General features: G+C 67.2%; 23 protein-coding genes. 8 read left to right on the forward strand and 15 right to left on the reverse strand.

Annotated elements, in window-relative coordinates:
* Nucleotides 1-50: 50 nt before the first annotated feature.
* Complete coding sequence (locus L810_RS26855; protein WP_021161454.1) at nucleotides 51-980, reverse strand: 3-keto-5-aminohexanoate cleavage protein; 930 nt, start codon at nucleotides 978-980, stop codon at nucleotides 51-53.
* Nucleotides 981-1,059: 79 nt separating this feature from the next.
* Nucleotides 1,060-2,013 (reverse strand): choline ABC transporter substrate-binding protein, encoded by a 954-nt coding sequence (locus L810_RS26860; protein ID WP_021161455.1) that lies wholly within the window; start codon nucleotides 2,011-2,013, stop codon nucleotides 1,060-1,062.
* Between the two features lie 611 nt (nucleotides 2,014-2,624).
* On the opposite strand from L810_RS26860, the gene L810_RS26865 reads away from it, so the two are divergent.
* Nucleotides 2,625-4,208 carry an isocitrate lyase gene (locus L810_RS26865; protein ID WP_021161457.1) on the forward strand — a complete coding sequence of 528 codons (1,584 nt, stop codon included), beginning with the start codon at nucleotides 2,625-2,627 and terminating at the stop codon, nucleotides 4,206-4,208.
* An 86-nt stretch (nucleotides 4,209-4,294) separates the two neighbouring features.
* On the opposite strand, the gene L810_RS26870 is transcribed toward L810_RS26865, so the two are convergent.
* Nucleotides 4,295-5,194, reverse strand: a complete 900-nt coding sequence (locus tag L810_RS26870; protein WP_042976339.1) for a LysR family transcriptional regulator — start codon at nucleotides 5,192-5,194, stop codon at nucleotides 4,295-4,297.
* A gap of 121 nt (nucleotides 5,195-5,315) precedes the next feature.
* Between L810_RS26870 and L810_RS26875 the strand changes: the two genes are divergently transcribed.
* Nucleotides 5,316-5,759 (forward strand): DMT family transporter, encoded by a 444-nt coding sequence (locus tag L810_RS26875; RefSeq protein WP_021161459.1) that lies wholly within the window; start codon nucleotides 5,316-5,318, stop codon nucleotides 5,757-5,759.
* A 272-nt stretch (nucleotides 5,760-6,031) separates the two neighbouring features.
* Here the strand turns inward: L810_RS26875 and L810_RS26885 are convergent, their stop codons facing one another.
* The 7 genes from L810_RS26885 to L810_RS26915 form a co-directional block, all read right to left on the reverse strand.
* Nucleotides 6,032-7,537 (reverse strand): aldehyde dehydrogenase family protein, encoded by a 1,506-nt coding sequence (locus L810_RS26885; RefSeq protein WP_021161461.1) that lies wholly within the window; start codon nucleotides 7,535-7,537, stop codon nucleotides 6,032-6,034.
* 33 nt (nucleotides 7,538-7,570) lie between these two features.
* Nucleotides 7,571-8,011, reverse strand: a complete 441-nt coding sequence (locus L810_RS26890) for a c-type cytochrome (protein ID WP_230971970.1) — start codon at nucleotides 8,009-8,011, stop codon at nucleotides 7,571-7,573.
* A 101-nt stretch (nucleotides 8,012-8,112) separates the two neighbouring features.
* Entirely contained in the window at nucleotides 8,113-8,613 is a 501-nt protein-coding gene (locus tag L810_RS26895; RefSeq protein WP_021161463.1) for a c-type cytochrome, read from the reverse strand.
* Complete coding sequence (locus tag L810_RS26900) at nucleotides 8,610-9,146, reverse strand: methylamine dehydrogenase light chain (protein ID WP_021161464.1); 537 nt, start codon at nucleotides 9,144-9,146, stop codon at nucleotides 8,610-8,612. Before L810_RS26900 ends, L810_RS26895 begins: the two co-directional genes overlap by 4 nt.
* Nucleotides 9,147-9,185: 39 nt before the next feature.
* On the reverse strand, nucleotides 9,186-9,812 hold the full coding sequence (gene mauD / locus L810_RS26905; protein WP_021161465.1) for a methylamine dehydrogenase accessory protein MauD: 627 nt from the start codon (nucleotides 9,810-9,812) through the stop codon (nucleotides 9,186-9,188).
* Nucleotides 9,809-10,363 carry a MauE/DoxX family redox-associated membrane protein gene (locus L810_RS26910; protein ID WP_021161466.1) on the reverse strand — a complete coding sequence of 185 codons (555 nt, stop codon included), beginning with the start codon at nucleotides 10,361-10,363 and terminating at the stop codon, nucleotides 9,809-9,811. The genes mauD and L810_RS26910 overlap by 4 nt, the downstream gene beginning before the upstream one ends.
* Nucleotides 10,364-10,370: 7 nt before the next feature.
* Nucleotides 10,371-11,528, reverse strand: a complete 1,158-nt coding sequence (locus L810_RS26915; RefSeq protein WP_021161467.1) for an amine dehydrogenase large subunit — start codon at nucleotides 11,526-11,528, stop codon at nucleotides 10,371-10,373.
* A 244-nt stretch (nucleotides 11,529-11,772) separates the two neighbouring features.
* Here L810_RS26915 and L810_RS26920 point away from each other — a divergent pair, with 244 nt between their 5' ends.
* The 5 genes from L810_RS26920 to L810_RS26940 all read left to right on the forward strand — a co-directional run bounded on the left by L810_RS26920 (nucleotide 11,773) and on the right by L810_RS26940 (nucleotide 17,849).
* On the forward strand, nucleotides 11,773-12,735 hold the full coding sequence (locus L810_RS26920; RefSeq protein ID WP_021161469.1) for a helix-turn-helix domain-containing protein: 963 nt from the start codon (nucleotides 11,773-11,775) through the stop codon (nucleotides 12,733-12,735).
* 88 nt (nucleotides 12,736-12,823) lie between these two features.
* On the forward strand, nucleotides 12,824-13,768 hold the full coding sequence (locus L810_RS26925; protein WP_021161470.1) for a GlxA family transcriptional regulator: 945 nt from the start codon (nucleotides 12,824-12,826) through the stop codon (nucleotides 13,766-13,768).
* 497 nt (nucleotides 13,769-14,265) lie between these two features.
* Entirely contained in the window at nucleotides 14,266-15,978 is a 1,713-nt protein-coding gene (locus L810_RS26930) for a M36 family metallopeptidase (RefSeq protein ID WP_021161472.1), read from the forward strand.
* A gap of 79 nt (nucleotides 15,979-16,057) precedes the next feature.
* Nucleotides 16,058-17,311 carry a M20/M25/M40 family metallo-hydrolase gene (locus L810_RS26935; protein ID WP_042976355.1) on the forward strand — a complete coding sequence of 418 codons (1,254 nt, stop codon included), beginning with the start codon at nucleotides 16,058-16,060 and terminating at the stop codon, nucleotides 17,309-17,311.
* A 175-nt stretch (nucleotides 17,312-17,486) separates the two neighbouring features.
* Complete coding sequence (locus L810_RS26940) at nucleotides 17,487-17,849, forward strand: YbjQ family protein (protein WP_021161474.1); 363 nt, start codon at nucleotides 17,487-17,489, stop codon at nucleotides 17,847-17,849.
* Nucleotides 17,850-17,855: 6 nt separating this feature from the next.
* On the opposite strand, the gene L810_RS26945 is transcribed toward L810_RS26940, so the two are convergent.
* The 5 genes from L810_RS26945 to betC form a co-directional block, all read right to left on the reverse strand.
* Complete coding sequence (locus L810_RS26945; protein WP_021161475.1) at nucleotides 17,856-19,106, reverse strand: MFS transporter; 1,251 nt, start codon at nucleotides 19,104-19,106, stop codon at nucleotides 17,856-17,858.
* A 250-nt stretch (nucleotides 19,107-19,356) separates the two neighbouring features.
* On the reverse strand, nucleotides 19,357-20,769 hold the full coding sequence (gene cysS / locus L810_RS26950) for a cysteine--tRNA ligase (RefSeq protein WP_021161477.1): 1,413 nt from the start codon (nucleotides 20,767-20,769) through the stop codon (nucleotides 19,357-19,359).
* Between the two features lie 385 nt (nucleotides 20,770-21,154).
* Nucleotides 21,155-22,294 carry a porin gene (locus tag L810_RS26955; protein ID WP_021161478.1) on the reverse strand — a complete coding sequence of 380 codons (1,140 nt, stop codon included), beginning with the start codon at nucleotides 22,292-22,294 and terminating at the stop codon, nucleotides 21,155-21,157.
* Between the two features lie 260 nt (nucleotides 22,295-22,554).
* Nucleotides 22,555-23,523, reverse strand: a complete 969-nt coding sequence (choX, locus tag L810_RS26960) for a choline ABC transporter substrate-binding protein (RefSeq protein ID WP_021161479.1) — start codon at nucleotides 23,521-23,523, stop codon at nucleotides 22,555-22,557.
* 45 nt (nucleotides 23,524-23,568) lie between these two features.
* On the reverse strand, nucleotides 23,569-25,104 hold the full coding sequence (betC, locus tag L810_RS26965; protein WP_021161480.1) for a choline-sulfatase: 1,536 nt from the start codon (nucleotides 25,102-25,104) through the stop codon (nucleotides 23,569-23,571).
* A 287-nt stretch (nucleotides 25,105-25,391) separates the two neighbouring features.
* Between betC and L810_RS26970 the strand changes: the two genes are divergently transcribed.
* Nucleotides 25,392-26,297 (forward strand): choline sulfate utilization transcriptional regulator, encoded by a 906-nt coding sequence (locus tag L810_RS26970; RefSeq protein WP_042976344.1) that lies wholly within the window; start codon nucleotides 25,392-25,394, stop codon nucleotides 26,295-26,297.
* Nucleotides 26,298-26,376 lie beyond the last annotated feature (79 nt).

Here is a 26,376-nt window from a genome sequence, read left to right on the forward strand (position 1 = left end):
GGCCGCGCTGGGCGTGCCGCCGCGTCATGTCGGTCAGTCGGCGCAACCGCTCACGCGAACTCGGCGACCGCCCGGCGTTCGAGCGGACGCTCGCCCCGTGCGGGCAAGCCGAGCTTGCGGCGGCCTTCGGCCGGCGTCAGCACCCGGGCGCCGAGCCGTTCGACGATCTCTCTCGCGCGCTCGACGAGCGTGCCGTTGGTCGCATGCACACCGCGATCGAGCCAGATGTTGTCTTCGAGGCCGACGCGCACGTGGCCGCCGAGCAGCATCGCCTGCGCGACCATCGGCATCTGCATGCGGCCGATCCCGAAGCCCGCCCAGTGCGCGCCCGGCGGCAGGTTGTCGACCATCGCCTTCATCGTGCCCGTATCGGCCGGCGCGCCCCAGGGAATGCCGAGGCACAGCTGGAACAGCGGCGGATCGTCGAGCAGCCCCTCCTTCAGCAACTGCTTCGCGAACCACAGATGGCCCGTGTCGAAGATTTCCAGCTCCGGCTTCACGCCGAGTTCCTGGATGCGCTTCGCGCCGGCGCGCAATTGCGCGGGTGTCGACACGTAGATGTAGTCGCCGTCGCCGAAATTCAGCGTGCCGCAGTCGAGCGTGCAGATTTCGGGCAGCAACTCCTCGACATGCGCGAGGCGTGTGAGGCCACCGACCAGGTCGGTGCCCTTGCCGAAACGCATCGGGTCCTCGCCCGGGCCGATCTCGAGATCGCCGCCCATGCCGGCCGTCAGGTTGATGATCACGTCGACGTCGGCCGAGCGGATACGGTCGACCACTTCGCGGTACAGGTTCGGGTCGCGGCTGCCGCGCCCCGTCTGCGGATCGCGCACGTGGCAGTGCGCTACGGTCGCGCCGGCCTTCGCGGCCTCGATCGCGGCGGCCGCGATCTCCTTCGGCGTGACCGGAATCGCCGGATGCTTGCCGACCGTATCGCCCGCGCCGGTGACGGCGCAGGTGATGATGACTTCATGGTTCATGCTGGTTGCCTCGCTTGACTCGGGTTGTGTCGCATTGCGGGTGTTTCGTCAGGGCGCGCCGCGGGCGGCGCGCGGGCCGTCACAGGCCGAGATACGCCTTCACGGCCGGCAGCCCGTCCTTGCCGTCGAACGTCTTGACGCCCGCGAGCCACGGATCGAGCACCTGCGGGTTCTTCTTCAGGTACGCCTTCGCGGCGTCGGCCGGCTTCGTCTTGTTCATCACCGACTGCATCAGCTGGTTCTCGAGCTGCGTCGAGAAGCGCAGGTTCGTGACGAGCTTGCCCGCGTTCGGGCAGCGCGCGATGAAGTCGGGCGCCGTCAGCGTGTACACGCGCGCTTCGCCGTAGTTCGGGCCGAACGACGCGTCGCCGCCGGACAGGTAGTTCATGCTCAGCTGGATGTTCATCGGATGCGGTTCCCAGCCCAGGAACACGACCCACTTCTTCTCGCGGATCGCGCGCTCGACCGTCACCAGCATCCCGGCCTCGCTCGATTCGACGAGCTTGAAGCCCCCGAGCCCGTACTGGTTCGTGTCGATCATCTTCTGGATCGTCGCGTTCGCGCTGCTGCCCGGCTCGATCCCGTAGATCTTGCCGTCGAGTTCAGCACGGTGCTTCGCGATGTCCTCGAAGGTCTTCAGGCCGGCCTGGTATTCGTAGCTCGGCACCGCGAGCGTCGCCTTCGCGCCGGACAGGTTCGGCGGCTCGACGACGTTGATCGACTTGCTGTCGAGGAACGGCTGGAGCTGCTTCTGCTGCACGGGCCACCAGTAGCCGAGCGACACGTCGAGCTGCTTGCTCTTCAGGCCGGCGAACGAGATCGGCACCGACGCGATCGTCGTGGTCGGCTTGTAGCCGAGCGCCTCGAACACGGTCGACGCGAGCGCCGTGGTCGACGTGATGTCGGTCCAGCCGATATCCGCGAAACGCACGGTGCGGCAGGTCGCGGCCTCCGTTTCGGCCCATGCCGCATGCGTGAACGCGCCGGTCGCCAGCACGGCCGCGGCAAGCGCGGCAATCTTCGTCGACTTCATGGTTCGGTTCCTCCCTGTTGGACTCGTGGCAGCCGGTGCGCGGGGTGTGCGCCGACCTGCATCGTGGGAGTAAAAGTAACGAGCCATATTGGTCGCGAGAAGACCGGCGGCGACCTGTTCTTGACTGTTTGCGACTATGAGTGGAAACCACTAGGTTTCTTGGGAGGCTTGTTGGACGGGGTTCTTGCGCGTATTGCGGGGGAATTCAGCTTGTCCACGTGCGGCGCGATACCTGGGGCTCCGCCAGGACGAAACGGAGCGCCGGTGCGGCTTCCGACCCGGCACGCGCGCGCCGCACCGACGAACGGGTGTCATGGACGCATGTGAAGCTGGCCCGGCCTCCAGCAGCCGAAAGCGCGTTTCGTATTGCGGAATCCGCGCCAATTTCCCGTGCCGCCGCGTTTTCGCCGCTTGAAAACTTGTTTTGCATCGCAAAAACAGCAACGTAACCCGTTGAAAAACAACAGAAAATAATGTCTTATGTCTTATATAAGACATCACCAAAAGCTCAACGGGCGGCGTTACTATTTATCCCATGCAGTTCGCTGCGACAGACGTGGCGGGCACGCTCAACCAGTTACTCAAACGCGCTTTGCTCCCAGGAGATTGACATGGCCCAGTATCAAGACGACATCAAGGCAGTTGCCGGTTTGAAGGAAAACCACGGCAGCGCGTGGAATGCGATCAGCCCCGAGTACGCCGCCCGCATGCGTGCCCAGAACAAGTTCAAGACGGGCCTGGACATCGCCAAGTACACCGCGAAGATCATGCGTGCCGACATGGCCGCCTACGACGCCGATCCGTCCAAGTACACGCAGTCGCTGGGTTGCTGGCACGGTTTCATCGGCCAACAGAAGATGATCTCCATCAAGAAGCACTTCAACAGCACCGAACGCCGCTACCTGTACCTGTCCGGCTGGATGGTCGCCGCGCTGCGCTCCGAGTTCGGCCCGCTGCCGGACCAGTCGATGCACGAAAAGACCTCGGTCAGCGCGCTGATTCGCGAGCTCTACACGTTCCTGCGCCAGGCCGACGCCCGTGAACTGGGCGGCCTGTTCCGCGAACTCGATGCCGCCAAGGACGCTGCCGCGAAGGCCGCGATCCAGGACAAGATCGACAACCACGTCACGCACGTCGTGCCGATCATCGCCGACATCGACGCCGGTTTCGGCAACGCGGAAGCCACGTACCTGCTGGCCAAGCAGTTCATCGAAGCGGGCGCATGCTGTATCCAGATCGAAAACCAGGTGTCCGACGAGAAGCAGTGCGGCCACCAGGACGGCAAGGTCACCGTGCCGCACGAGGACTTCCTGGCCAAGATCCGCGCGATCCGCTACGCGTTCCTGGAACTGGGCGTGGACGACGGCATCATCGTGGCCCGTACCGACTCGCTGGGCGCCGGCCTGACCAAGCAGATCGCCGTGACCAACACGCCGGGCGACCTGGGCGACCAGTACAACGCGTTCCTCGACTGCGAAGAACTGTCGGCCGACCAGCTGGGCAACGGTGACGTGGTCATCAAGCGCGACGGCAAGCTGCTGCGTCCGAAGCGCCTGCCGAGCAACCTGTTCCAGTTCCGCGCCGGCACGGGCGAAGCGCGCTGCGTGCTCGACTGCATCACGTCGCTGCAGAACGGCGCCGACCTGCTGTGGATCGAAACCGAAAAACCGCATATCGCGCAGATCGGCGGCATGGTCAGCGAGATCCGCAAGGTCATCCCGAACGCGAAGCTGGTGTACAACAACAGCCCGTCGTTCAACTGGACGCTGAACTTCCGTCAGCAGGCGTATGACGCGATGAAGGCAGCAGGCAAGGACGTGTCGGCATACGACCGTGCGCAACTGATGAGCGTGGAGTACGACGAGACGGAACTGGCCACGCTGGCCGACGAGAAGATCCGCACGTTCCAGGCGGACGCATCGCGCGAAGCAGGTATCTTCCACCACCTGATCACGCTGCCGACGTACCACACCGCCGCGCTGTCGACCGACAACCTGGCCAAGGAATACTTCGGCGACCAGGGCATGCTGGGCTACGTGGCCGGCGTGCAGCGCAAGGAAATCCGTCAGGGTATCGCCTGCGTGAAGCACCAGAACATGTCCGGCTCGGACATCGGCGACGACCACAAGGAATACTTCAGCGGCGAAGCAGCGCTGAAGGCGGCAGGCAAGGACAACACGATGAACCAGTTCTGATCGTTGCCATACCGGAAGCACGACGCCAGCCCGTTTCGACGGGTTGGCGTTTTTTTTATCCGGCGGGATGACGCACGGGGTGCCCTTCAGGCATCGTGCCGTGCGCTTTCCGCTGCGATCACGCGCACGAACGCGTCCGCCAGCGCCGTCGGCTCGACCGGCAGCACCAGCGCGCACGCCGATTTTGCGTCGTCATCCGAGATCGGCACGAAAACGACCCCGTCGATACCGAGGCTCGCCATCCGCTCCGGCACGATCGCCACGCCCTGCCCGGCCGCGACGAGATTCAGCATCGACGTCTTCGGCGACACGATCCGGGCGGTCGCGGGCACGAATCCCCGTTTCAGGCAAAGGTCGATCACGACGCGCGCCAGCCCGCCCCGCTCCCGATGCACGGCCGATACGAACGGCTCGTGCCGCAGCCGCGAGATCGCGGTGCGCCGGCGGCCCGCCAGCGGGTGATCGGCCGGCACCGCCACGCACAAGCGCTCGGCCGCGAGCTCGATGAAACGCACGCGCGGATCGCGGCGCAGCACCGGCACACGGACGATCCCGAGATCGGCGTTGCCGTTCGCGATCTCCAGCACCTGATCCTCGGACGACGCGCGGTCGAGGTCGATCCGCGCACCCGGGCATGCGCCCATGAAACGCTCGAGCACCGGCATCAGGCTGCCGACGGGAACGGTGCTCGAATGCAGGAGCCGCAATACACCCGCTTCACCGCGCGACAACCGTGCGCCCTCCTCGGCCGCGGCAGCCAGCGTCGCCGGAATCGACGCGACGCGATCGCGATAGATCGCGCCGGCCGGCGTGAGCCGCACGCCCCTCGGCTCCCGGTCGAACAGCGGGAACCCCAGTTCGTCTTCCAGTTGACCGATCTGCCGGCTCAGCGCCGACTGCGCGACGTGGAGCGCGCTCGCGGCCGGCGTGAAGCCGCCGAGATCAGCCACGGTCAGGAAGTACTGAATTTGTCTCAGGGATGGCATGCCGAAACGAGATGGACAAGCGCCAGATTTGATATTTGCGTTATACCGCCACGCTTCCCAGAATGGAAGCCTGCCGTGCCGGAACCGCCGTCGCGGCCACATCGCCGGAGCGGCTCTCTTCGTGACTACTCTCCTGTCGTATCTGCTGGCCGTCGCCGCCGGCATCAGCGTGGCGTTGCAGCAGGTGCTCAACGCCAACCTCCGCGCGCAGCTCGGCTCGCCGTGGTGGGCCGGGTCGGTCAGCTACCTCGTCGGCCTGGCCGCGATGCTCGCCGTCGCGCTCCTGTCCCCGCACCCTCGCCTGAGCGGCACCGTCTCCGAGGCGGGGTCGTGGTTCAGCTGGACCGGCGGATTCTTCGGCGCGGTGTTCGTCGGCATCGCGATCCTGATGGTGCCGCGACTGGGCGCCGCGACGACGCTCGCGCTGATCGTCGTCGGGCAGATGACCGGCGCGCTCGTGTTCGATCATTTCGGTGTGCTCGGCATCCAGCAGCATTCGGCCAGCCCGATCCGCCTGGCCGGTGCGGCGTGCCTCATTCTAGGCGTGGTGCTGGTTCGTGCGTGATGCGTTCGTGGCGTTCGCGACATTCGTTGCGTTCGCGCGTGCGATAGGATGTCGTGCTCCCGTCGTGCTCCGACCCGGCCGGCTGGCCTTGCGCATCGCCCGGTGCCGCATCGCGCGGATGCTTCAGGTCGAGCGCGCCCGCGCCGAACGGGATCGGCGCGCGGCCGCAGCCCGCCGCCGGCGCCCGGCCGCGTTGCCGCGATCCGGATGTGCCCGCCTGCGGCATGCGTGCGCGGCCGACGTGACGGCGACGCACGCACCCGTCGTTACGCTCATGCGTAGTTCATCATCACCGACTTGCTTTCCGTGTACTGGTCGATCACCGCGCGACCGAGTTCGCGGCCGAAACCCGACTGCTTCATCCCGCCGAACGGCATCGCGTTGTCGAGCAGCGAGTGGCAGTTGACCCACACCGTACCCGCGGCGATGCGCGGGATCAGCTTGTGAATCGCGGAAAGGTCGTTCGACCAGATGCTCGCGCCGAGGCCGTACGGCGTGTCGTTGGCGAGCTGCACGGCCGTGTCGACGTCGTCGAACGGCATCGCGACGAGCACCGGCCCGAAGATCTCCTCGCGCACGACGCGCATCGCCTGCGTCGTATCGACCAGCACGGTCGGCTCGACGAAGAAGCCCGGGCCGTCGATCGCGCGGCCGCCCGCCGCGGCGCGTGCGCCTTCGCCGAATCCCGAATCGATATAGCCGCACACGCGCTCGCGCTGCTTCGCCGAGACGAGCGGGCCGATCTGCGTCGACGGATCCATCCCCGGGCCGATCTTCAGGCTCGTGGCGATCTTCGCGACACGCCCGATCACGTCGTCGAACACCTTCGCGTGGATGTACGCGCGCGACCCGGCCGTGCACACCTGCCCCTGGTTGAAGAAGATCGCGTTCGCCACACCGAGCGCGGCCTTGTCCGGATCGACGTCGGGCAGCACGATCACCGGCGACTTGCCGCCGAGTTCCAGCGACATCCGCGTCATGTTGTCGAGCGCCGCGTGGCCGATCGTCTTGCCCGTCTGCGTCGAGCCCGTGAACGCGATCTTGTCGATGCGCGGATCGCGCGACAGCGCGGCGCCGGCCGTATGACCGTAGCCGGTGACGATATTGACGACGCCGTCCGGGAAACCGGCCGCCTGGATCAGCTCGCCGAGGCGCAACGCACTCAGCGGCGTATCTTCCGCGGGTTTCAACACCACGGTGCAGCCCGTGGCCAGCGCGGGCGCGAGCTTCCACGCCGCCATCAGCAGCGGGAAATTCCACGGAATGATCGCGCCGACCACACCGACCGGCTCCTTGCGCGTGTAGGTGAAGATCTCGCTGTCGGGCATGTACGGCATGCCCGCGTCGATCACGCTGCCTTCGATCTTCGTCGCCCAGCCGGCCATGTAGCGGAAGCACTGCGCGGCCATCGCGACATCGAGCCCCTGCGCCACCATCACGGGCTTGCCGTTGTCGAGCGACTCGATCTCGGCCAGCTCGCGCGCATTCGCTTCGATCAGGTCGGCGAGCGCCAGCAGCAGACGCTCGCGGTCGGTGGTCTTCGCGGTACGCCACGGCCCCGCATCGAATGCGCGCCGCGCGGCCGCGACGGCCTGTTGCACGTCGTGCTCGTCCGCCTCGGGCACACGTGCGAGCACGGTGCCGTCGGCCGGATTCACGACGTCGAGCCGGCGGCCCGACGCAGCGTCGCTCCACTCGGCGCCGATCAACATCTTCTTCGGCTTCGCGAGAAACGCGCGTGTGGCGTCGAGCAGCGGAAAGTTCTGGTTCGTCTCCATCTTCGTTTTTCCTCGATTTCCTGAATCGGTCGGTCAGTAGCGATCCACGACGCCGTCGACCCCGCGTGCCTGCAACGCGCGAACGAGGCCGGCGCGCACGGTCGCGACGTCGGAATAGGCAGGACGGCGGTGCGCGGCGACTTCGGCGGCCGTATAGGGCTTGAAGTCGCGCGGCAGCGCGTCGCGGTTCATGGTCGTGAGTACCCAGTTGAGCACGTCGGCGAGGTCCTGGTCCGACAGGGCCGAGTTCGATGCGCCCGGCACGCGCATCACGTACTCGCGCCCGGCCGGCAGATGCGTGAAATAGCCGAGCGAGTTCGCGAGCGGCGGCACCTTGCCGGCGATACCGCCGCCCGTGGCCGTGTGACAGCCCATGCAGTTGAGCACCCAGTGCTGCCGCGCGAGCGCCGCGTCGGCCGCGCCTTCCGCATGCGCGGGTGACACGGTGAGGCCGACGACCGCCCCGGCAAGCATCAGCAGCGACGACAGGCGGCGCGACAGGTGGCCGAGCCACGATGCCGCCGCGCACCGCGTGCACGGCGCGACGTCGCAAACGCGGGATGCACGGGCAACCTTCACAGGCCGAGCCTCTTGATGACGACGTCGCGTTGCGCGTGAACAGCCGTGCCGTCCATCGCCTTCGCGCGCGCCGCGCGGATGTCGGCCGCCGTGAACGGCTTCGCATCGCCGTGCTGTGCGTTGAGATCGAACACGACGTAGTTGAGCACGTGCGCGATATCGTCGTCGCTGGCGCTCGCAAACGACGGCATCTTGAAGTTGTAGCTCTTGTCGTGCACCTTGATCTCGCCGAACATCCCGTGCAGCAGTGTCGCGACCAGCTGCGCACGCCCCGCCTCGGCCGTCGCATACTTGCCCGGATACTCGGTCAGCGGCGGCGCGAGGCCGTCCTGCCCTTTCCCGCCCGCCTGGTGGCACACCGCGCACTGCGCGTCGAACAGGCTCTTGCCGGCCGGGTAATGCACGGCCTCCTGCGCGCCGGCGGCGCCTGGCAACGCGAAGGCCGCCACGGCCGTCATGCATGCGACTGCGATCTTTCCTGCTTGCGTCACTTTCATTGCTTCGCCGCCCCCAACAGAACCGAAACCGAACAGTGGTAATTCGAATTGCCGTTCGCCATGCACCAGTTGATGTCGTTGTTCAACGACAGCTTGTACAGCGGCTTCTCGCGCTCGTTGCGGTTGCAGAAGCACTTGCCGCACGACGTCTTGCCGCAGCAGTCGTTGTACGACACGATGTAGTCCGAACCGTCGTGCGGATTGCGGCAGGTGCCGATCCACGTGATCGGCGAAGGCGTCGTGCCCGGCGGGCAACTGCTCGACGTGCCGCCGCAGCAACTGCACAGCCAGCCGTCGATCGCGCAGTATTTCCAGTAGTCGCAGCTCATCGGGTCGTCGCTCGCCCCCGACGCGGCGGCACCGGATGCGCCCGACGCCGCGTCGGCCGCATACGCGGTGCGATCGACGGGCAGCAGCGGCAGCATCGCCGATCCCACCAGCACCTTGCCGAGCTTCGCCATCGCGCTGCGCCGCGAACTGTGCTGCGCGACGCCGCGCGCCGACCGCTCGAACCATGAATCAAACAGGCCCATGTCGTTGTTCTCCCTTGACGTTGAAAGAGGGTCGGCCGGTCATGCGTGCTGCGCGTGCGCGTCGTGGCTGTGATCGCCGTGCACGAACTGCTGCAGCGATGCGACGCCGCGCTCCTTCGCTTCGAACAGGCTCTCGAGATGCTCGCGCGTATTGACGAGGCCCTTCGCACGCACCGTGCCGGTTTCGTCGAGCAGCACCGCATACGGCAGCTTGCCGATCTGGTACGCGAGGCCGAGCTCCTGCGACAGCACGTACGGGAAGCGCCCGAGGTCGTGCTTGCGCGCGAAGCGCGTGTGTTCGTCGATATCGCCGTCGCTCGCGAGCACGATGTTCACCGGCGTCGATTCGCTCGCCTGCAGCGACGGCAGCAGCGGCAGCAGCTTCTTGCAGACGGGGCACGTCGGCGACAGGAAGAACAGCAGCGTCGCCTTGCCCGACGCATCGATGCCGCCGACCTTCACCTGCGAGCCGCGAATGTCGGTCAGTTCGAACGCCGGCGCGATCGCACCGACCGCCGGCCCCTTGTCGATCATCAATGCGCCGGCCGGCATGATGCGTTCGTACAGGATGCCGATCTGGCGCACGAGCGCGAGACAGATCGCGCCGAGCGCGAGGACGGCCACCCACAGCAGGGCGGTGGAAACGGTGAGAGCGGTTTGCATCATGAATTCCTCAGATGGGAAAGGCGCGGTACGTTGGCGAGCAGCACGTCGACGGTGAGCAGCGCGCAGACGATCAGCAGCACGGAGAAGAACAGCGTCAGGTAGTCGAACCACACGACCGCGCGCGCGCCCGGCTCGACGAGCGCGGTCGCGGCCAGCGCGGCGAGCAGCAGCGCGCGACCGACGTGCAGCCAGCCGATGCCGCGCGGCGCATCCGCTCGCGCGGCCGCGAAGCCGGAACAGCCGCAGTCGATGTCGGTGTGGCCGCGCAGGAGATTGATCGCGATTGCCGCCGCGAAGGCGACGAGCAGCGCGATCAGGCCGATCGCGCCGACCATGCGCGTATCGGGAAACAGCAGTGCCGCCGCGCCGACGGCTTCCGCGAGCGGAATCGCGAACGCGACGGGCGCGGTCAGCGCGTCGGGCAGCAGCCGGTAGCCGGCGAGTGCCTGCCTGAACGCGGCGGGCCGGCGCATCTTCGCGAAGGCGCCGAGCAGCACGACGACGGCAGCGCCGGCCTGCGCGCTGGTGGCAAGTACGGGATCGAGCGTCATCGCGGCCTCACGGGTTGACGAGCAGCGACGACGTATTGCCGATCTGCTTCTCGACGTTCTGCAGCTTGCCCGTGCGCGCATCCATCACGACGAGGTCGGAGGTCGCCGTCAGCCCGTAGAACAGCGGCTTGTCGTCCTCGCTGACCTGGATCGACACGAGGGGATCGATCTTCTGCTGCGCGAGATCCCAGCGCGCGACACGCTGCTTCGACTTCAGGTCGAACACCCACACCTGCGTGCCGGGGTCCTTGTGCGAGCCGTCGGTACCCTTGTGCATCAGCACGTAGTAGCGGTTCTGCTTCGCCTGCACGGCCGTCTGCTGCATGCCGCCCGGGCGCCAGCCTTCGGCGCGTTCGGCGTCCGTCAGCAGCGGCCACGGCTTGCCGAACACGGGCTTGTCGCCGCTGAAATCCGCGCTGCGCACGTTGCCGCCGTAGGTCGTAAACAGGTAGTCGCCCTTGTAGCGCGACGCGTTCACGAACGCCGGATCCTTGTCGACGTCGATGAACGCATCCGACATCGTGCGCTTCGTTTCCTTGCCGTTCGCGTCGAGCGTGACGGTCAGCGCCTTGCCGCTTTCGCACAGCGCCGTGAAGCGGTCGTTGCCCGACGGATACGCGAGCACGCAGGCCGCCGTGTCGATCTCCGACAGCACTTTCTTCGAGACCGCGTCGATCACCGTCACCGATGCGGCCGGCGTGATGTTCGCGATGTACAGCCGCTTGCCGTCCACGCTGAGCGCGGTGTTGTACGGCGAAGGCACATGCTGCGCATGCTTCGCCGGAATCACGATCTCGCCCGCATGATCGAGCGTCGTGTTGTCGGTGATCTCGACGACGTCGGTGCGCGTGCCGTGCGAGCCGCGCGAGAAGTACGTCGTCGCGACGAAGCTCGTCTTGCGGTCCGGCGAGATCGCGAGGCCCGGGCCGAAGCCGCCGTCGATCTGGCCGAGCAGTTTCTTCGCATCGGCGTCGTACACGTAGATGCGTCCGTCGGTCATCGACGGCATCGAGATATCGACGATATAGACCTCGTGCGGATGCCAGGGCGGCATCTTCTGCACGACCAGTTCTTCCGGCTTTTCCGTCGCATTCGCGCCGCCGGCCCATGCCGCCGCGAACGCCAGCGTCGCCGCGAGCACCGCGGTTCGTCGCCTTGTCCTCATGTCGCCTCCAGTTGGGGAATCACGTAACGTGGGGCGACTGTAGTTCGACAATAAATCCGGTCAGCACCCGGACCGGCACCGCGTGCGTGCCGATTCGGGATATTGGAAAACCGCCTGAAAGGCACGCCGGCCGAAGGCTTCCGACCCTCTGGCAGATGCGCCCGGAATAGCGCTGCCCCTTATTGCGCCGACCGCGCGGTCGGTTTAATCTTGCGCGGTCCTGATCGACGCACCTGGAGGCGCTGTGTTCGTGTTTCACGAGAGGTTCGACAACGCGGACCGGCATGCCGAGGCGCTGCGCGGCTGGAACCAGCGCTACGACCAGATCGGCTCCGGCGCGTATCGCAGCGCGGTCAAGCATGCGGTGCTGGACAGCGTGCAGCTGTTCCAGGAAGCCGCCAACGTTCGCATCATCCAGCGCGGAAGGTTGCCGCACGACCAGACGGTGTTCGGCATGCCGCTCACCGGCGCGGGTGCGTTCGCATTCGGCGGTGCGCGCATCGAACGCGGCACGATGGTGCTGGCGCGCGGCGGCACCCCGTTCGAGCTGCACTCGCCCGACGACATGTCGCTGATCGGTGTCGTCGCCAATGGCGAACTGCTGCAGCAGATCGAGGATGCGGCCGACGTCCGCCTCGACGAAGTCACGTTGCGGCGCGGCGTCGTCGACATGCCCACTGCGGTGCTGATGCGCGCGAGCGTGCAGATCGCGACGCACCTCGAGCGTGTATTGTCGGCACCCGATACCTTCCGCGACGCACGCGCGCAGCGCGAACTGCGCGGCGAGATCGGCAACGTGCTCGTCGATCTCCTCACGTACCGGATTCCCGAGCCGCCGAACCGTCTCACGCATGCATGCCGCGCCGACATCGTGCGCCGCGTGCACGACTACGTGATCGACCATCCCGAGGCACCGGTCGACGTGCTGAGCCTGTGCACGCAATTGCGCGTGAGCCGGCGCACGATGCAGAACAGTTTCCAGTCGGTCGTGCAGACCAGCCCGTTGCATTACGTGCGATCGCTGCGCCTGTCGCAAGTGCGGCGGATGCTGCTCGACACGCGGCAGGCCGACCTGCCGATCAGCGACGCGGCCGCACGCTGGGGCTTCATCCACCTCGGGCATTTCGCGAACGCCTACAAGGCGCAATTCGGCGAGTTGCCGTCGACCACCGCGCGCCGTTCCGCGCGCGGCGCAAAAACGCGCTGAGGCCGCGCAAAACCCGCGATAATCTCCGGCTGACCGTTCGCCGCCCCGCGCGACACGCGACGACCACCGGATTCCATTGCCTGCCCCGATGCCCGAGGATTTCCACTTCCTGCTGCTGCCCGGCTTTTCCGCGCTCGGCTTCATGTCCGCGGTCGAACCGCTGCGCGTCGCGAACCGCTTTCGCACGGAGCTCTATCGCTGGCACGTGATCAGCGCCGACGGCGCGCCCGTCGCCGCGAGCAACGGCATTCCGGTCGCCGCCGAAGCCGCGTGCGCGGAGGTCGAAACGGTCGATACGGTGTTCGTCGTCGCCGGCTTCGATCCGCTCGTGTGCTACACGCGCGCGATCGGCGACTGGCTGCGCCGCCAGCACCGTCATGGTGCAACGCTCGGCGGCATCGACACGGGCAGCTTCGTGCTCGCGGAAGCCGGGCTGTTCGACGCGTCGCAGCCGCTCACGCTGCACTGGGAAGCACTGGCCGCGTTCCGGGAACGCTACCCCGGCCTGAACGCGACGCAGGAGCTGTTCGAGATCGACGACCGGCGCATCACGTGCGCGGGCGGCACCGCGTCGATCGACATGATGCTCGACCTGATCGGGCGGCGGCACGGTGCCGATCTCGCGGCGGCGATCTCCGAGCAGTTCGTGGTCAGCCGGATCCGGCAGCGCTCGGACAGCCAGCGGCTCGAGATCGCCGCGCGCTACGGCGTGCACAACCGCAAGCTGATCCAGGTGATCGGCACGATGCAGCGGCACATGGAAAACCCGCTCGGCTCCGATGCGCTCGCGCAGGAGGTGTCGATCACGCGGCGCCAGCTCGAACGCCTGTTCAGCGCGACGCTGAACGACACGCCGACGCATTTCTACCTGAACCTGCGGCTCGATCGCGCGCGTGAACTGCTGCAGCAGACCGACATGAGCATCACGTCGGTGTGCGTCGCGTGCGGGTTCGAATCGCCGTCGCATTTCTCGCGCACGTATCGCGCGCGATTCGGCCTGAGCCCGCGCAGCGACCGTCGCGCGACGCGCTGATCGTCGCAGGTTTCAAGCACAATCCCGCGCAGAATTGCGCGTTCCGGCAGCGTTTCCCGCCGCTCGCTGAACAATGCCGACGATTGATCGACGGACTGAAGAGGTCATCGAAAATAAACTGGAATGTCGTTGAAAATATTCTGTAACATACCAAAAAAAGTTAGATAGGCAGCCTAACGACTTGCATGCCGCATCGCGGCAGGCTGCCACCGATATCGATTCGATCCGAGGGGTATGACATGACGATGCTCGATTCGCCGTCGCCGCACCTGCCTGCCGTTCGATTCTTCGTTCGCCGCTTCTCGCGCGCGTCCTCCTGCTTCTCGCCGTCCAATCCCGCCAGTTTCTTTTCGACCTGACATTTAGGTTTCCTTAGTCAGTCGACGCTCCCCACACCGCTTCGCCGCACCGGCTCGATCGAGCCGGCGCGCGGGCCGTGTCGTGCCTGCGCGCCACGAACGCGCGGGCGTGTCCAACCGTTGAGATGAGGATCACGTATGCAGACATCACGCAAAGCACTGCCGCTCGCCCTGGGTCTCGCGCTCGGTTTCGGCATCGTCGGCGGCACCGCGGCCGATACGAAAGTCTCGAATCCGCAAGCAACGAGCCTGCGCGAAAGCCTGACACGCGGCGTCGCGCCGCCGGCCGCCAAGGCGGACACGGCCGCCGGGCAGTTCCGCGCGGACGGCGTGGCGGTCACGCTGTACAACCCCGCCTATCGCGCGAAGAAGGCCGCTGCGACGCCCGCCGCCACCGCGCGCGACTTCGTCGCGTCGCAGGCCGCGCAACTCGGGCTCGATGCGACCGCGCTCGCGAGCCTCGTCGTCACGTCGGAGCGCAGCGACGCCGAGTTCACCGTCGTGCGCCTGCAGCAGCAGGCAGCCGGATTGCCCGTGTACGGCAGCGATATCGCGGTGACGGTCGCGAAGGACGGCCGCATCCTGTACGTCGCGAGCAACACGATCAACGGCGTGGTCGCGAAGTCGGGCAAGGCGCAGGCCGTCGACCAGCAGCAGGCGCTCGACCGCGCACGCGCGTATCTCGGCGTGAGCGGCTTCACGAACCAGGATGCGCAGCTCGTCGCCTTCGTCGACAAGGCCGGCACGCATACCGCGTGGAAAGTGCGCGGCCGCCCGAACGACGGCCCGAAAGGCGACTGGGAACTGCTGATCGACTCGGGCAGCGGCGAAGTGCTGCGCGCCGAGGACAAGGCGTTCTACGCAACCGACGGCACGGGTTTCGTGTTCCGGCCCGACCCGCTGTCGCCGACCAAAAGCAGCTACGGCAGCACGGGCTACAAGGACAGCAACGACGCCGATTCGTCGCAACTCACCTCCGCGCGCGTGCGTGTGACGCTGAAGGATCTCGCGCAGTCGGGTGCGCGTTATTCATTGTCGGGCCCGTATGCGGCATGCGTCGATTTCGACGCGCCGCGCGACAACGCGTGTCCCGTGCAGTCGACCCCCGCATTCGAATTCACGCGCGGCAACCTGTATTTCGAGGCGGTGAACGCGTACTACCACATCGACACGTTCCTCCGTTACGTGAACCAGACGCTCGGCATCAAGGCGCTGCCGTACCAGTACACGGGCGGCGTGCAGTACGACCCGCACGGCGAATCGGGCGACGACAACTCGTCGTACTCGTCGAGCAGCGGCCGGCTGACCTTCGGGCAAGGCGGCGTCGACGACGCGGAGGATGCGGACGTCGTGATCCACGAACTCGGCCACGGCATCCACGACTGGGTGACGAACGGCGGCCTGTCGCAGCAGGAAGGGTTGTCGGAAGGCACCGGCGACTATCTCGCCGCCGCCTACAGCCGCGACTTCAACCAGTGGAGCCCGTCGGATGCGCAGTACCACTGGGTCTACAACTGGGACGGCCACAACGAGTTCTGGGGCGGCCGCGTGACCAACTGGAACGTTGGGCGCACCTATGCGCAGGCACGCGGCGCGGAGATCCATACGGCCGGCCAGTACTGGGCCTCGTGCAACCTCGTCGCGCGCGACGCGATCGGCGCGCAGGCGATGGACAAGGCGTTCCTGAAGGGGCTGTCGATGACCAACAGCTCGACCAACCAGAAAGCCGCCGCGCAGGCGGTGCTGACGGCGGCGTCCGCGCTCGGCTACAGCAACGCGCAGCTCACCGCGATCGGCAATGCGTACAACCAGAGTTGCACGTACGGCGTGACCGTACCGAAGAAGTCGTAATTCCGCAGCAGGCGGGGGCGCATCGCACGACCTGCGGCGCGCTCCCTTCAACGACATCGCCATCCTCATGAGATCGAACATGCCTACTCTGAAACTCACCCGCCTGAGCGCCGCGCTGGGCGGGATGCTGCTGACCGCCGCCGCGCACGCGACGCCGGTGTGGATCACGCTCGGCGACGCGGCGTTCCGCCAGTTGCAACGCATCGACGCGAGCGCCACCGCGCAATACAGCACGACGCTCGACGCCGGCAAGGCGGCCGACGGCGCGGCGCGCCGCGAGACCGTGCACGTCGTCGAGATCGACGATTCGCGGCTCGGCGAGCTGGCCCACGCCGTCCACCATACGCGCGGCCACGGGCCCGGCTACGTCGTGCACGACTCGTTCGACGACGCGCGCCAGGCACTGCAGCCGTTACCGACGCCGCTCGCGAAGCAGGCCGCGGCTTCCACGTACCAGGTTTCGAACGCGCCTCAGATCGGCACGTGGATCCAGCAGCTGCAGGCCAGCAACATCGTCGGCACGATCACGTCGCTGTCCGGCTTCACGAACCGCTACTACACGACGTCGCACGGCGTCGCCGCATCGGACTGGCTCGCGCTGCAGTGGAAGCAGCTGGCCGGCTCGCGCGCCGACATCACCGTCGAGCAGTTCACGCACACGGGCTTTCCGCAGAAATCCGTGATCCTGACGATCCGCGGCAGCGATCCGGCCGCGGGCACCGTCGTGCTGGGCGGCCACCTCGATTCGACGGTCGGGCGCACGACGGAAAACACGCGCTCGCCCGGCGCGGACGACGATGCGTCGGGCATCGCCAGCCTCACCGAAGCGCTGCGCGTGCTGCTGGCGAACAACTATCGGCCGAAGCGGACGATCAAGTTCGTCGGATACGCGGCCGAGGAAGCCGGCCTGCTCGGCTCGAAGGCGATCGCGAAGCAGTTTCGTACGCAAAACGTGAACGTGGTCGGCGTGCTGCAGCTCGACATGACGAACTACAAGGGCGACCCGAAGGACATCTACCTGATCACCGACTATACGAACGCGTCGCAGAACACCTACCTGACGAATCTGGCTAAGACCTACCTGCCGGAACTCGCGATCGGCACGTCGCAGTGCGGGTATGCGTGCTCGGATCATGCGTCGTGGAATGCGCAAGGGTATCCGGCGTCGTTCCCGTTCGAGGCCGATCAGAACGACAGTCCGTATATCCATACCGTGAACGACACGCTGGAGAATTCGGATCGGCAGGCGAACCATGCATTGAAGTTCGGCAAGCTGGCGCTGGCTTATGCGGTCGATCTCGGCGGCAACGGCAGTGCGACCGTGAAGCGCTGACGGCGTGCGGCCGGGCTGTTCGTCCGGAAATGACGGAAGCGTATGCTCGCGGTTTGCATACGCTTGCGTCGCGAAGCGTTCTCCGCGGTCGTGGCGCCGACCCGTCGCCGAACCCGGTACGCCGCGTCGTCCGGATAGAATCCCCGTTCGACCACTTCGCTACACGCTTCCCGCCATGACCGATTTCTCCCGCTCCATCGACGACCTGTCGCCCGCCCGTGTCACGACCGCGTTCGACCTGCCCGGCTACACGACCGTTCGCTCGCTCGGCGTCGTCCAGGGCATCGTCGTGCGCTCGCGCTCGATCGTCGGTTCGTTCGGCGCATCGCTGCAGACGATCTTCGGCGGCAACATCACGCTGTACACGTCGCTGTGCGAAAAAGCCCGCCAGCAGGCCTTCGACAAGATGCTCGCCGACGCAGGCAAGCTCGGCGCGAACGCGATCGTCGCGATGCGCTACGACTCGACCGAGATCGGCGCGGGTGTCACGGAAGTCATCTGCTACGGCACGGCCGTGCGCGTGACGCAGGACGCGTGACGCCCGTCACGCGTCGCGCTCGAGCGACTTCATCGTCGTGAGCTGCGGGAACAGCCGCATCCACGTGAGCGCGACGGCGATCGTCGCCGCGCCGCCGACGACGATCGCGGCCGGCGCGCCCCACCATGCAGCCGTCACACCCGATTCGAATTCGCCGAGTTGATTCGACGTGCCGATGAACAGCGAGTTGACGGCACTCACACGGCCGAGCATGTCGTCGGGCGTGCGCAGCTGCACGAGCGACAGGCGCACGACGACGCTCACCACGTCCGATGCGCCGAGCGCCGCCAGCGCGACGAGCGACAACACGAAATGCCTCGACAGCCCGAACACGATCGTCGCGATGCCGAACGCGATCACGCCGCCGAACATCGCGCGGCCGGGCCGCCCCTTGAGCGGAAAGCGCGTGAGCCACAGCGTGCCCGCGAGTGCGCCGACCGCCGGCGCCGCGCGCAACGCGCCGAGCCCCCACGGCCCGACCTGCAGGATGTCGCGTGCGTAGATCGGCAGCAGCGCGGTCGCGCCGCCGAACAGCACCGCGAACAGGTCGAGCGACAGCGCGCCGAGGATCGCCGGTTCGCGCCGGATGAATGCGATGCCTGAAAACACCGAACGGAGCGTCACCGGTTCGCGCGCGGGCGGCGCGCCGCGCAGCGGAATCGTGCCGCTCAACACCGCCGCGACCGCGAACGCGACGACGCTCGTGCCGAACGCGACGGGCGCGCCGACGCCATACAGCAGCCCGCCGAACGCGGGCCCGAGAATCTGCGCGGCCTGGTTCGCCGAGGTCGACAACGCGGTCGCGCGCGGCAGGTCGCTGCGCGGCACGACGGCCGGCAGCAGCGACGACACCGACGGCGACTCGAACGCGCGAGCCGTGCCGACGATCGCCGCGAGCGCATACACGGCCGGCGCGGCCAGCCATCCTTGCGCGGCACCGAGCAGGAACACGCCGGCGGCCAGCGCCTCGACGGCCTGGCAGATCGTCGCGATGCGCCGGCGGTCGTAGCGGTCGGCCACCTGCCCGACGACGAGCGTCAGCGCGAACATCGGCACGAACTGCGCGAGGCCCACGAGACCGAGTGCGAACGCGCTGTGCGTGAGCGCGTAGACGTACCACCCGATTGCAACCGACAGGATCTGGAAAGCCAGGGAAGACATCACGCGCGTGCCCCAGAAGCGCTGGAACGGAGCGTGACGGAACAGGTTGGCGGGCAACGCGGATAAGGGACTGGGATCGGGCACGGAGTCGGTCATCGAGGTCTCGGCGGTCGGCGCGGCACGCCGGCACCGTTCGGGAAAGCGACGGCGCACGCCGACGCATGCGCGCGACAACGGTACGGACGCGGCGAAATCGCGATGATATGCCAAGCACGCAAAACGGGCCTGGGACGTGGCCGGCAACGTCGCGCGGACGCGGGGGGCAACGCATCCGGCGGCCGCGTCGATCGCGGCCGCCGGATGGCGGCTCGGGCACGGGATCTTCCGATGCTGGCGGCCGCGGGCTTCACCGGGGGGGAACGCCCTCGTCGGCCGCGCCGCCGGCGATGCCGAACAGGCGTTGACCTTCCGGGGTGTCCTCGACTCGCCAACCCTGCGCGCTCAACGCTTCCCGTATCCGGTCGGCCTGCACCCAGTCCTTGTCCGCTCTCGCGCGCTCGCGTTCGGCGAGCAACCCGCGAACGTGTTCCGGAATGTCGGGGGCAACCGGCCTCCATGCGCGCAAACCGAGGCCCAGCACGGTGTCGAAGCTGTCCACAGTCGCTTTCAGCGTCGCGGGGGGCAGGTTGCTCCTGACCAGATCCCAGAGCACCGCGAGCGCCCTGGGCAGATTCAGGTCCTCGTTCACTTCGGCGTCGAATCGCGCGGCGAAATCCGCATCGACGCGCCCCCCGTCCGGCCAGCCGGCATACAGGTGCCGAAGCCGGTTCAGCGCGGTGTGCGCGGCATCGAGCGACGCCCACGTGAAATGCAGCTTGCTCCGGTAATGGGCCGTCAGGCACAGGTAACGGTACGCGAGCGGGTCGATATTCCGGCTCTGCAAGGTCTGCAGACGAACGAAATCGCCGCTCGACTTCGACATCTTCGCATCGGCGTCGAGCGTCAGGAAGTGCCCGTGCATCCAGTAATTCGCGAGGTTCGTGCCGTGGGCCGCCCGCGTCTGCGCGATCTCGTTGCTGTGGTGCACGGCGATATGGTCCTCGCCGCCGCAATGGATATCGAACAACGTCCCGAGATACTTCGCCGACATCGCCGAGCATTCGATATGCCAGCCCGGAAAGCCGCGCCCCCACGGGCTGTCCCATTCCATCTGCCGCTTGACGCCGGCCGGGCTGAACTTCCACAACGCAAAATCCGTGATGCTCCGCTTGTCGCCCAGCGCGACCCGCTTGCCCGCCTGCAACCCCGCGCGGTCGAGCCGCGCGAGATAACCGTAGTCATCCTGCCGACTGGTGTCGAAGTAGAGGCCGTCGTCCGTGCGATAGACGTAGCCGCCCCGGTCGAGCGTTTCGATGAACGCGATCTGTTCGGCGATGTGATCCGTGGCGCGGCACCAGACCGTCGGCTCGAGCAGGTGGAGCGCGCGCCAGTCCCGCACGAAAGCGTCGGTGTAGCGCCGGGCGATGGCCCACGCCGATTCGCCGGTGCGGCGGCTGCCCTTTTCCATCTTGTCTTCGCCTTCGTCCGCATCCGAAGTCAGGTGGCCGACGTCGGTGATGTTGACGACGTGCCGCACCTCGTATCCGTTGCGCACCAGTACGCGGCGCAGGAGATCCTCGAACACGTAGGTTCTCAGGTTGCCGATGTGGGCGTCGTCGTAGACCGTGGGGCCGCAGCAGTACATGCCGACCTGCCCGGCCCGGATTGGCGTGAACGGGCGTACGGTACGCGACCAGGTGTCATACAGCGCAAGCGGCATCGAGTTTCTCCGTCCGAAGGTGTCGGCCCAAAAACAAAAAGGCCGCCTGTCTTGCATCACAGGCGGCCGGAAGGCGATTGCTTGAATGTTCAGCGAGTTCGCTGGACGCAACTTCCCCCTGGCACGTTCTGACAACATGCGCGGAGCAGCGACGAGAGGAAATGGGCGCGATCAAGCATTGGGACGATGCTAGCGTCTATAGACGGCACCGGTCAATACCGTCGGGCAGTCGCCCGGCGACGATCCCCGTGCGGCGGCCCGGCAGCGGGCCTTGACCGGACGGCTCTCGTGCCCGCTCAACCCCGTCAGGCAAAAAAAAGCGCGAACCTCGGTTCGCGCCAAAGAGAGACCTCGCTGAAGACGTCACAACCTCACACCACCCCGCTCAGAACGAATGCCGCATCCCGATCCGCACGTCGGCCTGCGTCTGCGTCGTCGACGGCGTGAAGCTGTAGCCGACCACCGCATCGACGCCTTGCGACGCGCGCAGGTAATCGCCGGAGATATACACGTCGGTCCGCTTCGACAGCAGGTAATGCAGGCCCGCCGTGCCCTGGTTCCAGTGATGGCCTTCGAAGCGCGTGTGCTGGTAGCCCGCGATCAGGCTCAGCGCCGGCGTGAACTGGTACAGGCCGCCGCCTTCATACACCTGCATGTGCGACGACTGGCCGAAACCCTTGATCGTCGTGTACGAGAAGTTGGCGTCGAGCGTCAGCTTGCCGATCGTGTAGCTCGAGCCGATGCCGAACGTGCCCTGGCTGTCGACGTCCATCGGCGTGTTCGCGAACAGGTCGGTGCGTGCGCCGGTCGCCGGATCGACGGTCACCGTCTGCTGGCCGAGGAACGTGTGCGTGCCGATCATCGCGTACGGGTCGAACGCATAGATGCCGTTCGGGTTGTTCAGGCGCGTGTACGCGGCGCCGATCGAGAAGTCGCCCTTCGTGAAGCTCGCGCCCGCGCTCCACGCGCTGTTGCGGTGGAAGTTGCCGGCGACGTTGCCGAACGAGTACATCGCGCCGAACTTGAAGCCGCTGAGGTCGTTCGACAGGAACTTCACCGAATTCGGCAGGCGGTCGCCGTTGAAGCGGTCGAAGTCGCCCTGGTGGATCGCATAACCGCTGCCCCACGCGGAGATGTTGTAGATCGACACGAGTTCGTTCGTGATGTCGAGCTGGTTGCCGAACGACAGGGTGCCCCAGTCGTTCTGCAGGCCGACATACGCCTGCCGGCCGAATTCGGCGCCGCCGAAGCCGAGCTGCCCGGTGCCGAGGCGGAAGCCGCTCTCGAGGGTGAACACGGCCTTCAGGCCGCCGCCGAGGTCTTCCGTGCCCTTCAGGCCGAAACGGTTCCCGTACGCGACGCCGTCGTCGAACTTGACCACGTGCGAGCCGCCCGTGTTGTTCACGTACGTGATGCCTGCGTCGAGAATCCCGTACAGCGTCACACTGCTCTGCGCATGCCCGATGGCGGGCACGCAGGCCGCGCATGCAAGCGCGGCGGCTACGGCAACTTTGGTGTGCTTCATTGTCGACCACCCTCCCTGAACCGTTCGATGGAAAGAATCTCGTCCCGGCGCGTGCCGCGATGCGCCGGTGGATTCGAATTCGGTACGCCCGCTGGCTTCGGCATTTCGTTTTCCGCAATAACGCAGCCATTGGCGAAAAATACAAACCCATATTTCGCGTCACCCGTCTGAAGGCGACACCAAATGGTCACGATGCGACCCGCTCGGGAAAACACGTAGACGGGCGGCCCGGTAAAAACCGGCCGCCCGGAAGGAGGGAATCAGCGCCCGTCGAGGGCCGCGCGCACGGCCGGCAGGCCCGGTGCGCCGGCCGCCGTCGTCACGCCGTCCAGCCAGCCGGCAACCAGCGCCGGGTCGGATTTCAGCGCACGCTGCGCCGCGAGCGCAGGCGACGTCTTGTGGTCGAGCATGTCGGCGATCATCCGGTTCTCGACATCGACGGTGAACGTCATCTGCCGGAACAGCCGCGCCAGGTTCGCGCACTGGCCGGCGAACCCGGCGCGCGTAACCGTGTTGACGGTCGCGCCGCCGTAGTTCGGGCCGAAATACGCATCGCCGCCCGACAGGTAGGTCAGGTGGAACTTCGTGTTCATCAGATGCGGCTCCCAGGCCAGGAACACGATCCACCGCTTGTCGCGCACCGCGCGCTCGACCTGCGTGAGCATGCCCGTCTCGCTCGATTCGACGAGCGACCAGTTTGCCGCGCCGAGCGCGTGGTCGGCGAGCATCCGCTTGATGTTCTGGTTCGCGGGCGCGCCGGGCTCGATCCCGTAGATCTTGCCGCCGAAGCGGTCGGCGTAGCGCGCGAGATCGGCGAACGTATGCACGCCGGCGGCGGCCACGTAGTCGGGCACCGCGAGCGTGAACTTCGCGCCGCTCAGATTCGCGTGCAGCACGTCGATCGACTTCTCGTCGACGAACGGCTTCACGAGCGGCGCCTGCGCGGGCATCCAGTTGCCGAGGAACACGTCGACCTGCCCTTTCTTGAGCCCCTGGTACGTGATCGGCACCGACAGGTTCGCCACGTCCTGCCGATAGCCGAGCGCCTTCAGCACGACGCCCGCCATCGCATTCGTCGCATCGATGTCGGTCCAGCCGGGCGCCGCCATTTTCACGTCGCCACACGTCTGCGGGTCGGCCGCGTGCGCAGGCTGCGTCGCCGCCACGCACGCGGCGGCGGCGAGCGCCGCGCCGATCCTTCGGATTGCTGCATTGCGTTGCCGTTTCATGGTTCGCTTCCTCCGTCGTTCTTCAATGATCGCGATGCGGGGCGCTCAACGCCCGATGCGCGGAAAGCGCGCCATCGCCTCGAGCGTGTCGAGTTCGATGTGATTGCGCATGTAGCGCTGGCTCGCGTCGGTGAACGGCTGCCAGTCCCACGCGTGGATGCGGCCCTGCGTCGTCGCCGCGTAATGGAAACGCCGGCGCCGCTGGCTCGCGCGCACCTGCCGGTCCAGTTCGGGCAGGTTCCAGCGCTGCGCGGCTTGCGCACGGAACGCGGCCAGCACGTCCGCGGCTTCCGGCGTGCCGGCGAGGTTCGTCAGCTCGCGCGGGTCGTCGCCGAGGTGATAGAGCTGGTCGGGATCGGCCGGGCAATGCACGTACTTCCAGTCGCCGCTGCGGATCATCACGACCGGCGCGACCGCACCTTCCGCGAGGTATTCGCCGAGCGCAACATCGTGCGCCGGCGTGCCGTTCAGGTGCGGCACGAGGCTTGCCCCGTCGACGGGGTCCGGCCAGCCGCCGGCGGGGGCGGCGCCGGCCAGGTCGACGAGCGTCGGCAGCAGGTCGACGTGCGACACCGGCCCGCGCACGCGCGCGGCGCCGAAGCGCCCCGGCGCGTGCACGATCAGCGGCACGCGGCAGCCGCCCTCGAAGAACGTCATCTTGTACCAGAGCCCGCGTTCGCCGAGCATGTCGCCGTGGTCGGACGTGACGATCACGATCGTGTCGTCGGCGAATCCGCACTGTTCGAGCGCGGCCAGCACACTGCCGAACTGCGTGTCGACATACGAGGTTGCACCGTAGTACGCGCGACGTGCGGCGCGGATCTGTGCGTCGGTGGGCGGCGTCCGGTCGTTCTCGCAGACGAAGCGCAGCCGCTGCGAATGCGGATCGCTTTCCGCCGCGTCGAGGCGCACGGCCGGCAGGTCGATCTCGTCGTCGCGATAGAGATCCCAGTATTCGCGCGTGATCGCATACGGGTCGTGCGGATGGGTCAGCGACACGACCATGCAGAACGGCCGCGCATCGTGCCCGGCCGCCCGCTCGCGCGCGACGTCGTACAGCTTCTGCTTCGCGGCGAACGTGACCTCGTCGTCGAAATCGAGCTGGTTGGTGCGCACGCACGGGCCCGCGTCGAGTACCGAACTCATGTTGTGATACCAGCTCGGCCGCTCCGCCGGGCTGTCCCAGTCGGGCACCCAGCCGAAATCGGCCGGATAGATGTCGGTCGTGAGCCGCTCCTCGAAGCCGTGCAACTGGTCGGGCCCGCAGAAGTGCATCTTGCCGGACAGCATCGTCCGGTAGCCGCCCGCGCGCAGGTAGTGCGCGAACGTCAGCGTTTGCGCCGGCAATTCGGCGGCGTTATCGTAGGCGCCGATCCCCGACGGCAGCTTGCCGGTCAGCAGCGAAAAACGCGACGGCGCGCACAGCGGGCTCGCGCAGTAGGCGGCGTCGAACACCACGCCTTGCGCGGCGAGACGGTCCAGCGTCGGCGTGCGCGCGACGCGGTTGCCGTAGGCCGGCAGCGCGAACGGCGTGAGCTGGTCGGCCATCAGGATCAGGATGTTGGGTGTCGGGTTCGTCATCGGCAGTCGTGGGGAAAACGGTGTTCGAATGGAACGGCGCGCCGCTCGCGCAGCGAGACGTCCGGCATGACGGAAGCGGCCCGACGAAAGTGCCGCGCGGGCACGCCGCGCTGGCTAGAATCGCGGAATGCGTTGCGTGCCACCCGTGGCGCGGAATGCGAAGCGGGGCGTGAAGCAGCCCGTGAAGCAGCCTGTAAAGCACGTGTGCCGCACCGTCCGATGCACTATCGCCTGCCCGAATTCGCGCGGGAAGGCGTCCGGCCCTTATGGGGCCATTAGAGGGACTTATGTCGAAATCCGAACCGTTACCGTCGATGCAGGCGCTGCGCGCGTTCGAATCGGCGGCCCGGCTCGCGAGCTTCACGGCCGCCGCGCGCGAGCTCGGCTCCACCCAGCCGGCCGTGAGCCAGCAGGTGTTCCAGCTCGAGGCCGAACTGGGCGTGCCGCTGTTCGAGCGCAGCCCGCGCGGTGTCACGCTGACGGCCGACGGCGAGTGCCTGTACGAAGCGGTGCGGCTGAGCCTCGACACGCTGCGCGGCGCCACCGCGACCCTGCGGGCGCGCCGCGAGCACGGCGCGCTCACGATCGTCACCGACTTCGGCTTCGCCACCTACTGGTTGATGCCGCGCCTGGCCGGGCTGAAGCGCGTGATGCCGGATGTCGACGTGCGGGTCGTCACGTCGCAGGATTACGACGCGCAGCGCGACCACGGCGACATCGCGATCCTGTTCGGCGACGGCCACTGGCCGTCGTGCACGGCCGCGCGGCTCTTTCCGGAATCGGTCACGCCCGTGTGCTCGCCCGCGTTCCGCGACGCGCACCCGCACGTCGCCCGGGCCGATCACCTGCTCGCGTTGCCGCTGCTGCACGTGCAGCCGACGCGCCCCGAGCGCTGGCTGTCGTGGTCCGGCTGGTTCGACGCGCACGGCCTCGACACGGCAGCCGCCGCGCGCGGCGTGACCTTCAACAGCTATGCGCTCGTGATCCATGCGGCGCTGCTCGGCGAAGGCGTTGCGCTCGGCTGGGCGCCGCTCGTCGACGAACTCGTCGCGTCCGGGCAGCTCGTGAAGCTCGTCGACGCGCCGGTCGTCACGCCACGCGGCTACTTTCTCGTGCGGCCGCCGCAGCGGCCCGAGCCGGACGCGACCCACGTGTTCCGGCGCTGGCTGCTCGACGCGTGCGCGCCGGCCTGAACGGCCGTCTGTCCGGCCGGCGGCTACGGGCCTGATGCACGCCTGACGGCCGCTGGACCGGCCGCGCCCGCCCCGCCAG

The sequence above is a fragment of the Burkholderia sp. AU4i genome (genome assembly GCF_000466765.1).
GTDB classification, from domain to species: Bacteria; Pseudomonadota; Gammaproteobacteria; order Burkholderiales; family Burkholderiaceae; genus Burkholderia; species Burkholderia cepacia.

What these genes read in the sequence shown, in the direction of transcription:
- L810_RS26855 (WP_021161454.1), bottom strand. Translation starts at nt 980, where the DNA reads ATGAACCATGAAGTCATCATCACCTGCGCCGTCACCGGCGCGGGCGAT.
- L810_RS26860 (WP_021161455.1), bottom strand. Translation starts at nt 2,013, where the DNA reads ATGAAGTCGACGAAGATTGCCGCGCTTGCCGCGGCCGTGCTGGCGACC.
- L810_RS26865 (WP_021161457.1), top strand. Translation starts at nt 2,625, where the DNA reads ATGGCCCAGTATCAAGACGACATCAAGGCAGTTGCCGGTTTGAAGGAA.
- L810_RS26870 (WP_042976339.1), bottom strand. Translation starts at nt 5,194, where the DNA reads ATGCCATCCCTGAGACAAATTCAGTACTTCCTGACCGTGGCTGATCTC.
- L810_RS26885 (WP_021161461.1), bottom strand. Translation starts at nt 7,537, where the DNA reads ATGGAGACGAACCAGAACTTTCCGCTGCTCGACGCCACACGCGCGTTT.
- L810_RS26890 (WP_230971970.1), bottom strand. Translation starts at nt 8,011, where the DNA reads ATGCTTGCCGGGGCGGTCGTCGGCCTCACCGTGTCACCCGCGCATGCG.
- L810_RS26895 (WP_021161463.1), bottom strand. Translation starts at nt 8,613, where the DNA reads ATGAAAGTGACGCAAGCAGGAAAGATCGCAGTCGCATGCATGACGGCC.
- L810_RS26900 (WP_021161464.1), bottom strand. Translation starts at nt 9,146, where the DNA reads ATGGGCCTGTTTGATTCATGGTTCGAGCGGTCGGCGCGCGGCGTCGCG.
- mauD (WP_021161465.1), bottom strand. Translation starts at nt 9,812, where the DNA reads ATGATGCAAACCGCTCTCACCGTTTCCACCGCCCTGCTGTGGGTGGCC.
- L810_RS26910 (WP_021161466.1), bottom strand. Translation starts at nt 10,363, where the DNA reads ATGACGCTCGATCCCGTACTTGCCACCAGCGCGCAGGCCGGCGCTGCC.
- L810_RS26915 (WP_021161467.1), bottom strand. Translation starts at nt 11,528, where the DNA reads ATGAGGACAAGGCGACGAACCGCGGTGCTCGCGGCGACGCTGGCGTTC.
- L810_RS26925 (WP_021161470.1), top strand. Translation starts at nt 12,824, where the DNA reads ATGCCCGAGGATTTCCACTTCCTGCTGCTGCCCGGCTTTTCCGCGCTC.
- L810_RS26930 (WP_021161472.1), top strand. Translation starts at nt 14,266, where the DNA reads ATGCAGACATCACGCAAAGCACTGCCGCTCGCCCTGGGTCTCGCGCTC.
- L810_RS26935 (WP_042976355.1), top strand. Translation starts at nt 16,058, where the DNA reads ATGCCTACTCTGAAACTCACCCGCCTGAGCGCCGCGCTGGGCGGGATG.
- L810_RS26940 (WP_021161474.1), top strand. Translation starts at nt 17,487, where the DNA reads ATGACCGATTTCTCCCGCTCCATCGACGACCTGTCGCCCGCCCGTGTC.
- L810_RS26945 (WP_021161475.1), bottom strand. Translation starts at nt 19,106, where the DNA reads ATGACCGACTCCGTGCCCGATCCCAGTCCCTTATCCGCGTTGCCCGCC.
- cysS (WP_021161477.1), bottom strand. Translation starts at nt 20,769, where the DNA reads ATGCCGCTTGCGCTGTATGACACCTGGTCGCGTACCGTACGCCCGTTC.
- L810_RS26955 (WP_021161478.1), bottom strand. Translation starts at nt 22,294, where the DNA reads ATGAAGCACACCAAAGTTGCCGTAGCCGCCGCGCTTGCATGCGCGGCC.
- choX (WP_021161479.1), bottom strand. Translation starts at nt 23,523, where the DNA reads ATGAAACGGCAACGCAATGCAGCAATCCGAAGGATCGGCGCGGCGCTC.
- betC (WP_021161480.1), bottom strand. Translation starts at nt 25,104, where the DNA reads ATGACGAACCCGACACCCAACATCCTGATCCTGATGGCCGACCAGCTC.
- L810_RS26970 (WP_042976344.1), top strand. Translation starts at nt 25,392, where the DNA reads ATGTCGAAATCCGAACCGTTACCGTCGATGCAGGCGCTGCGCGCGTTC.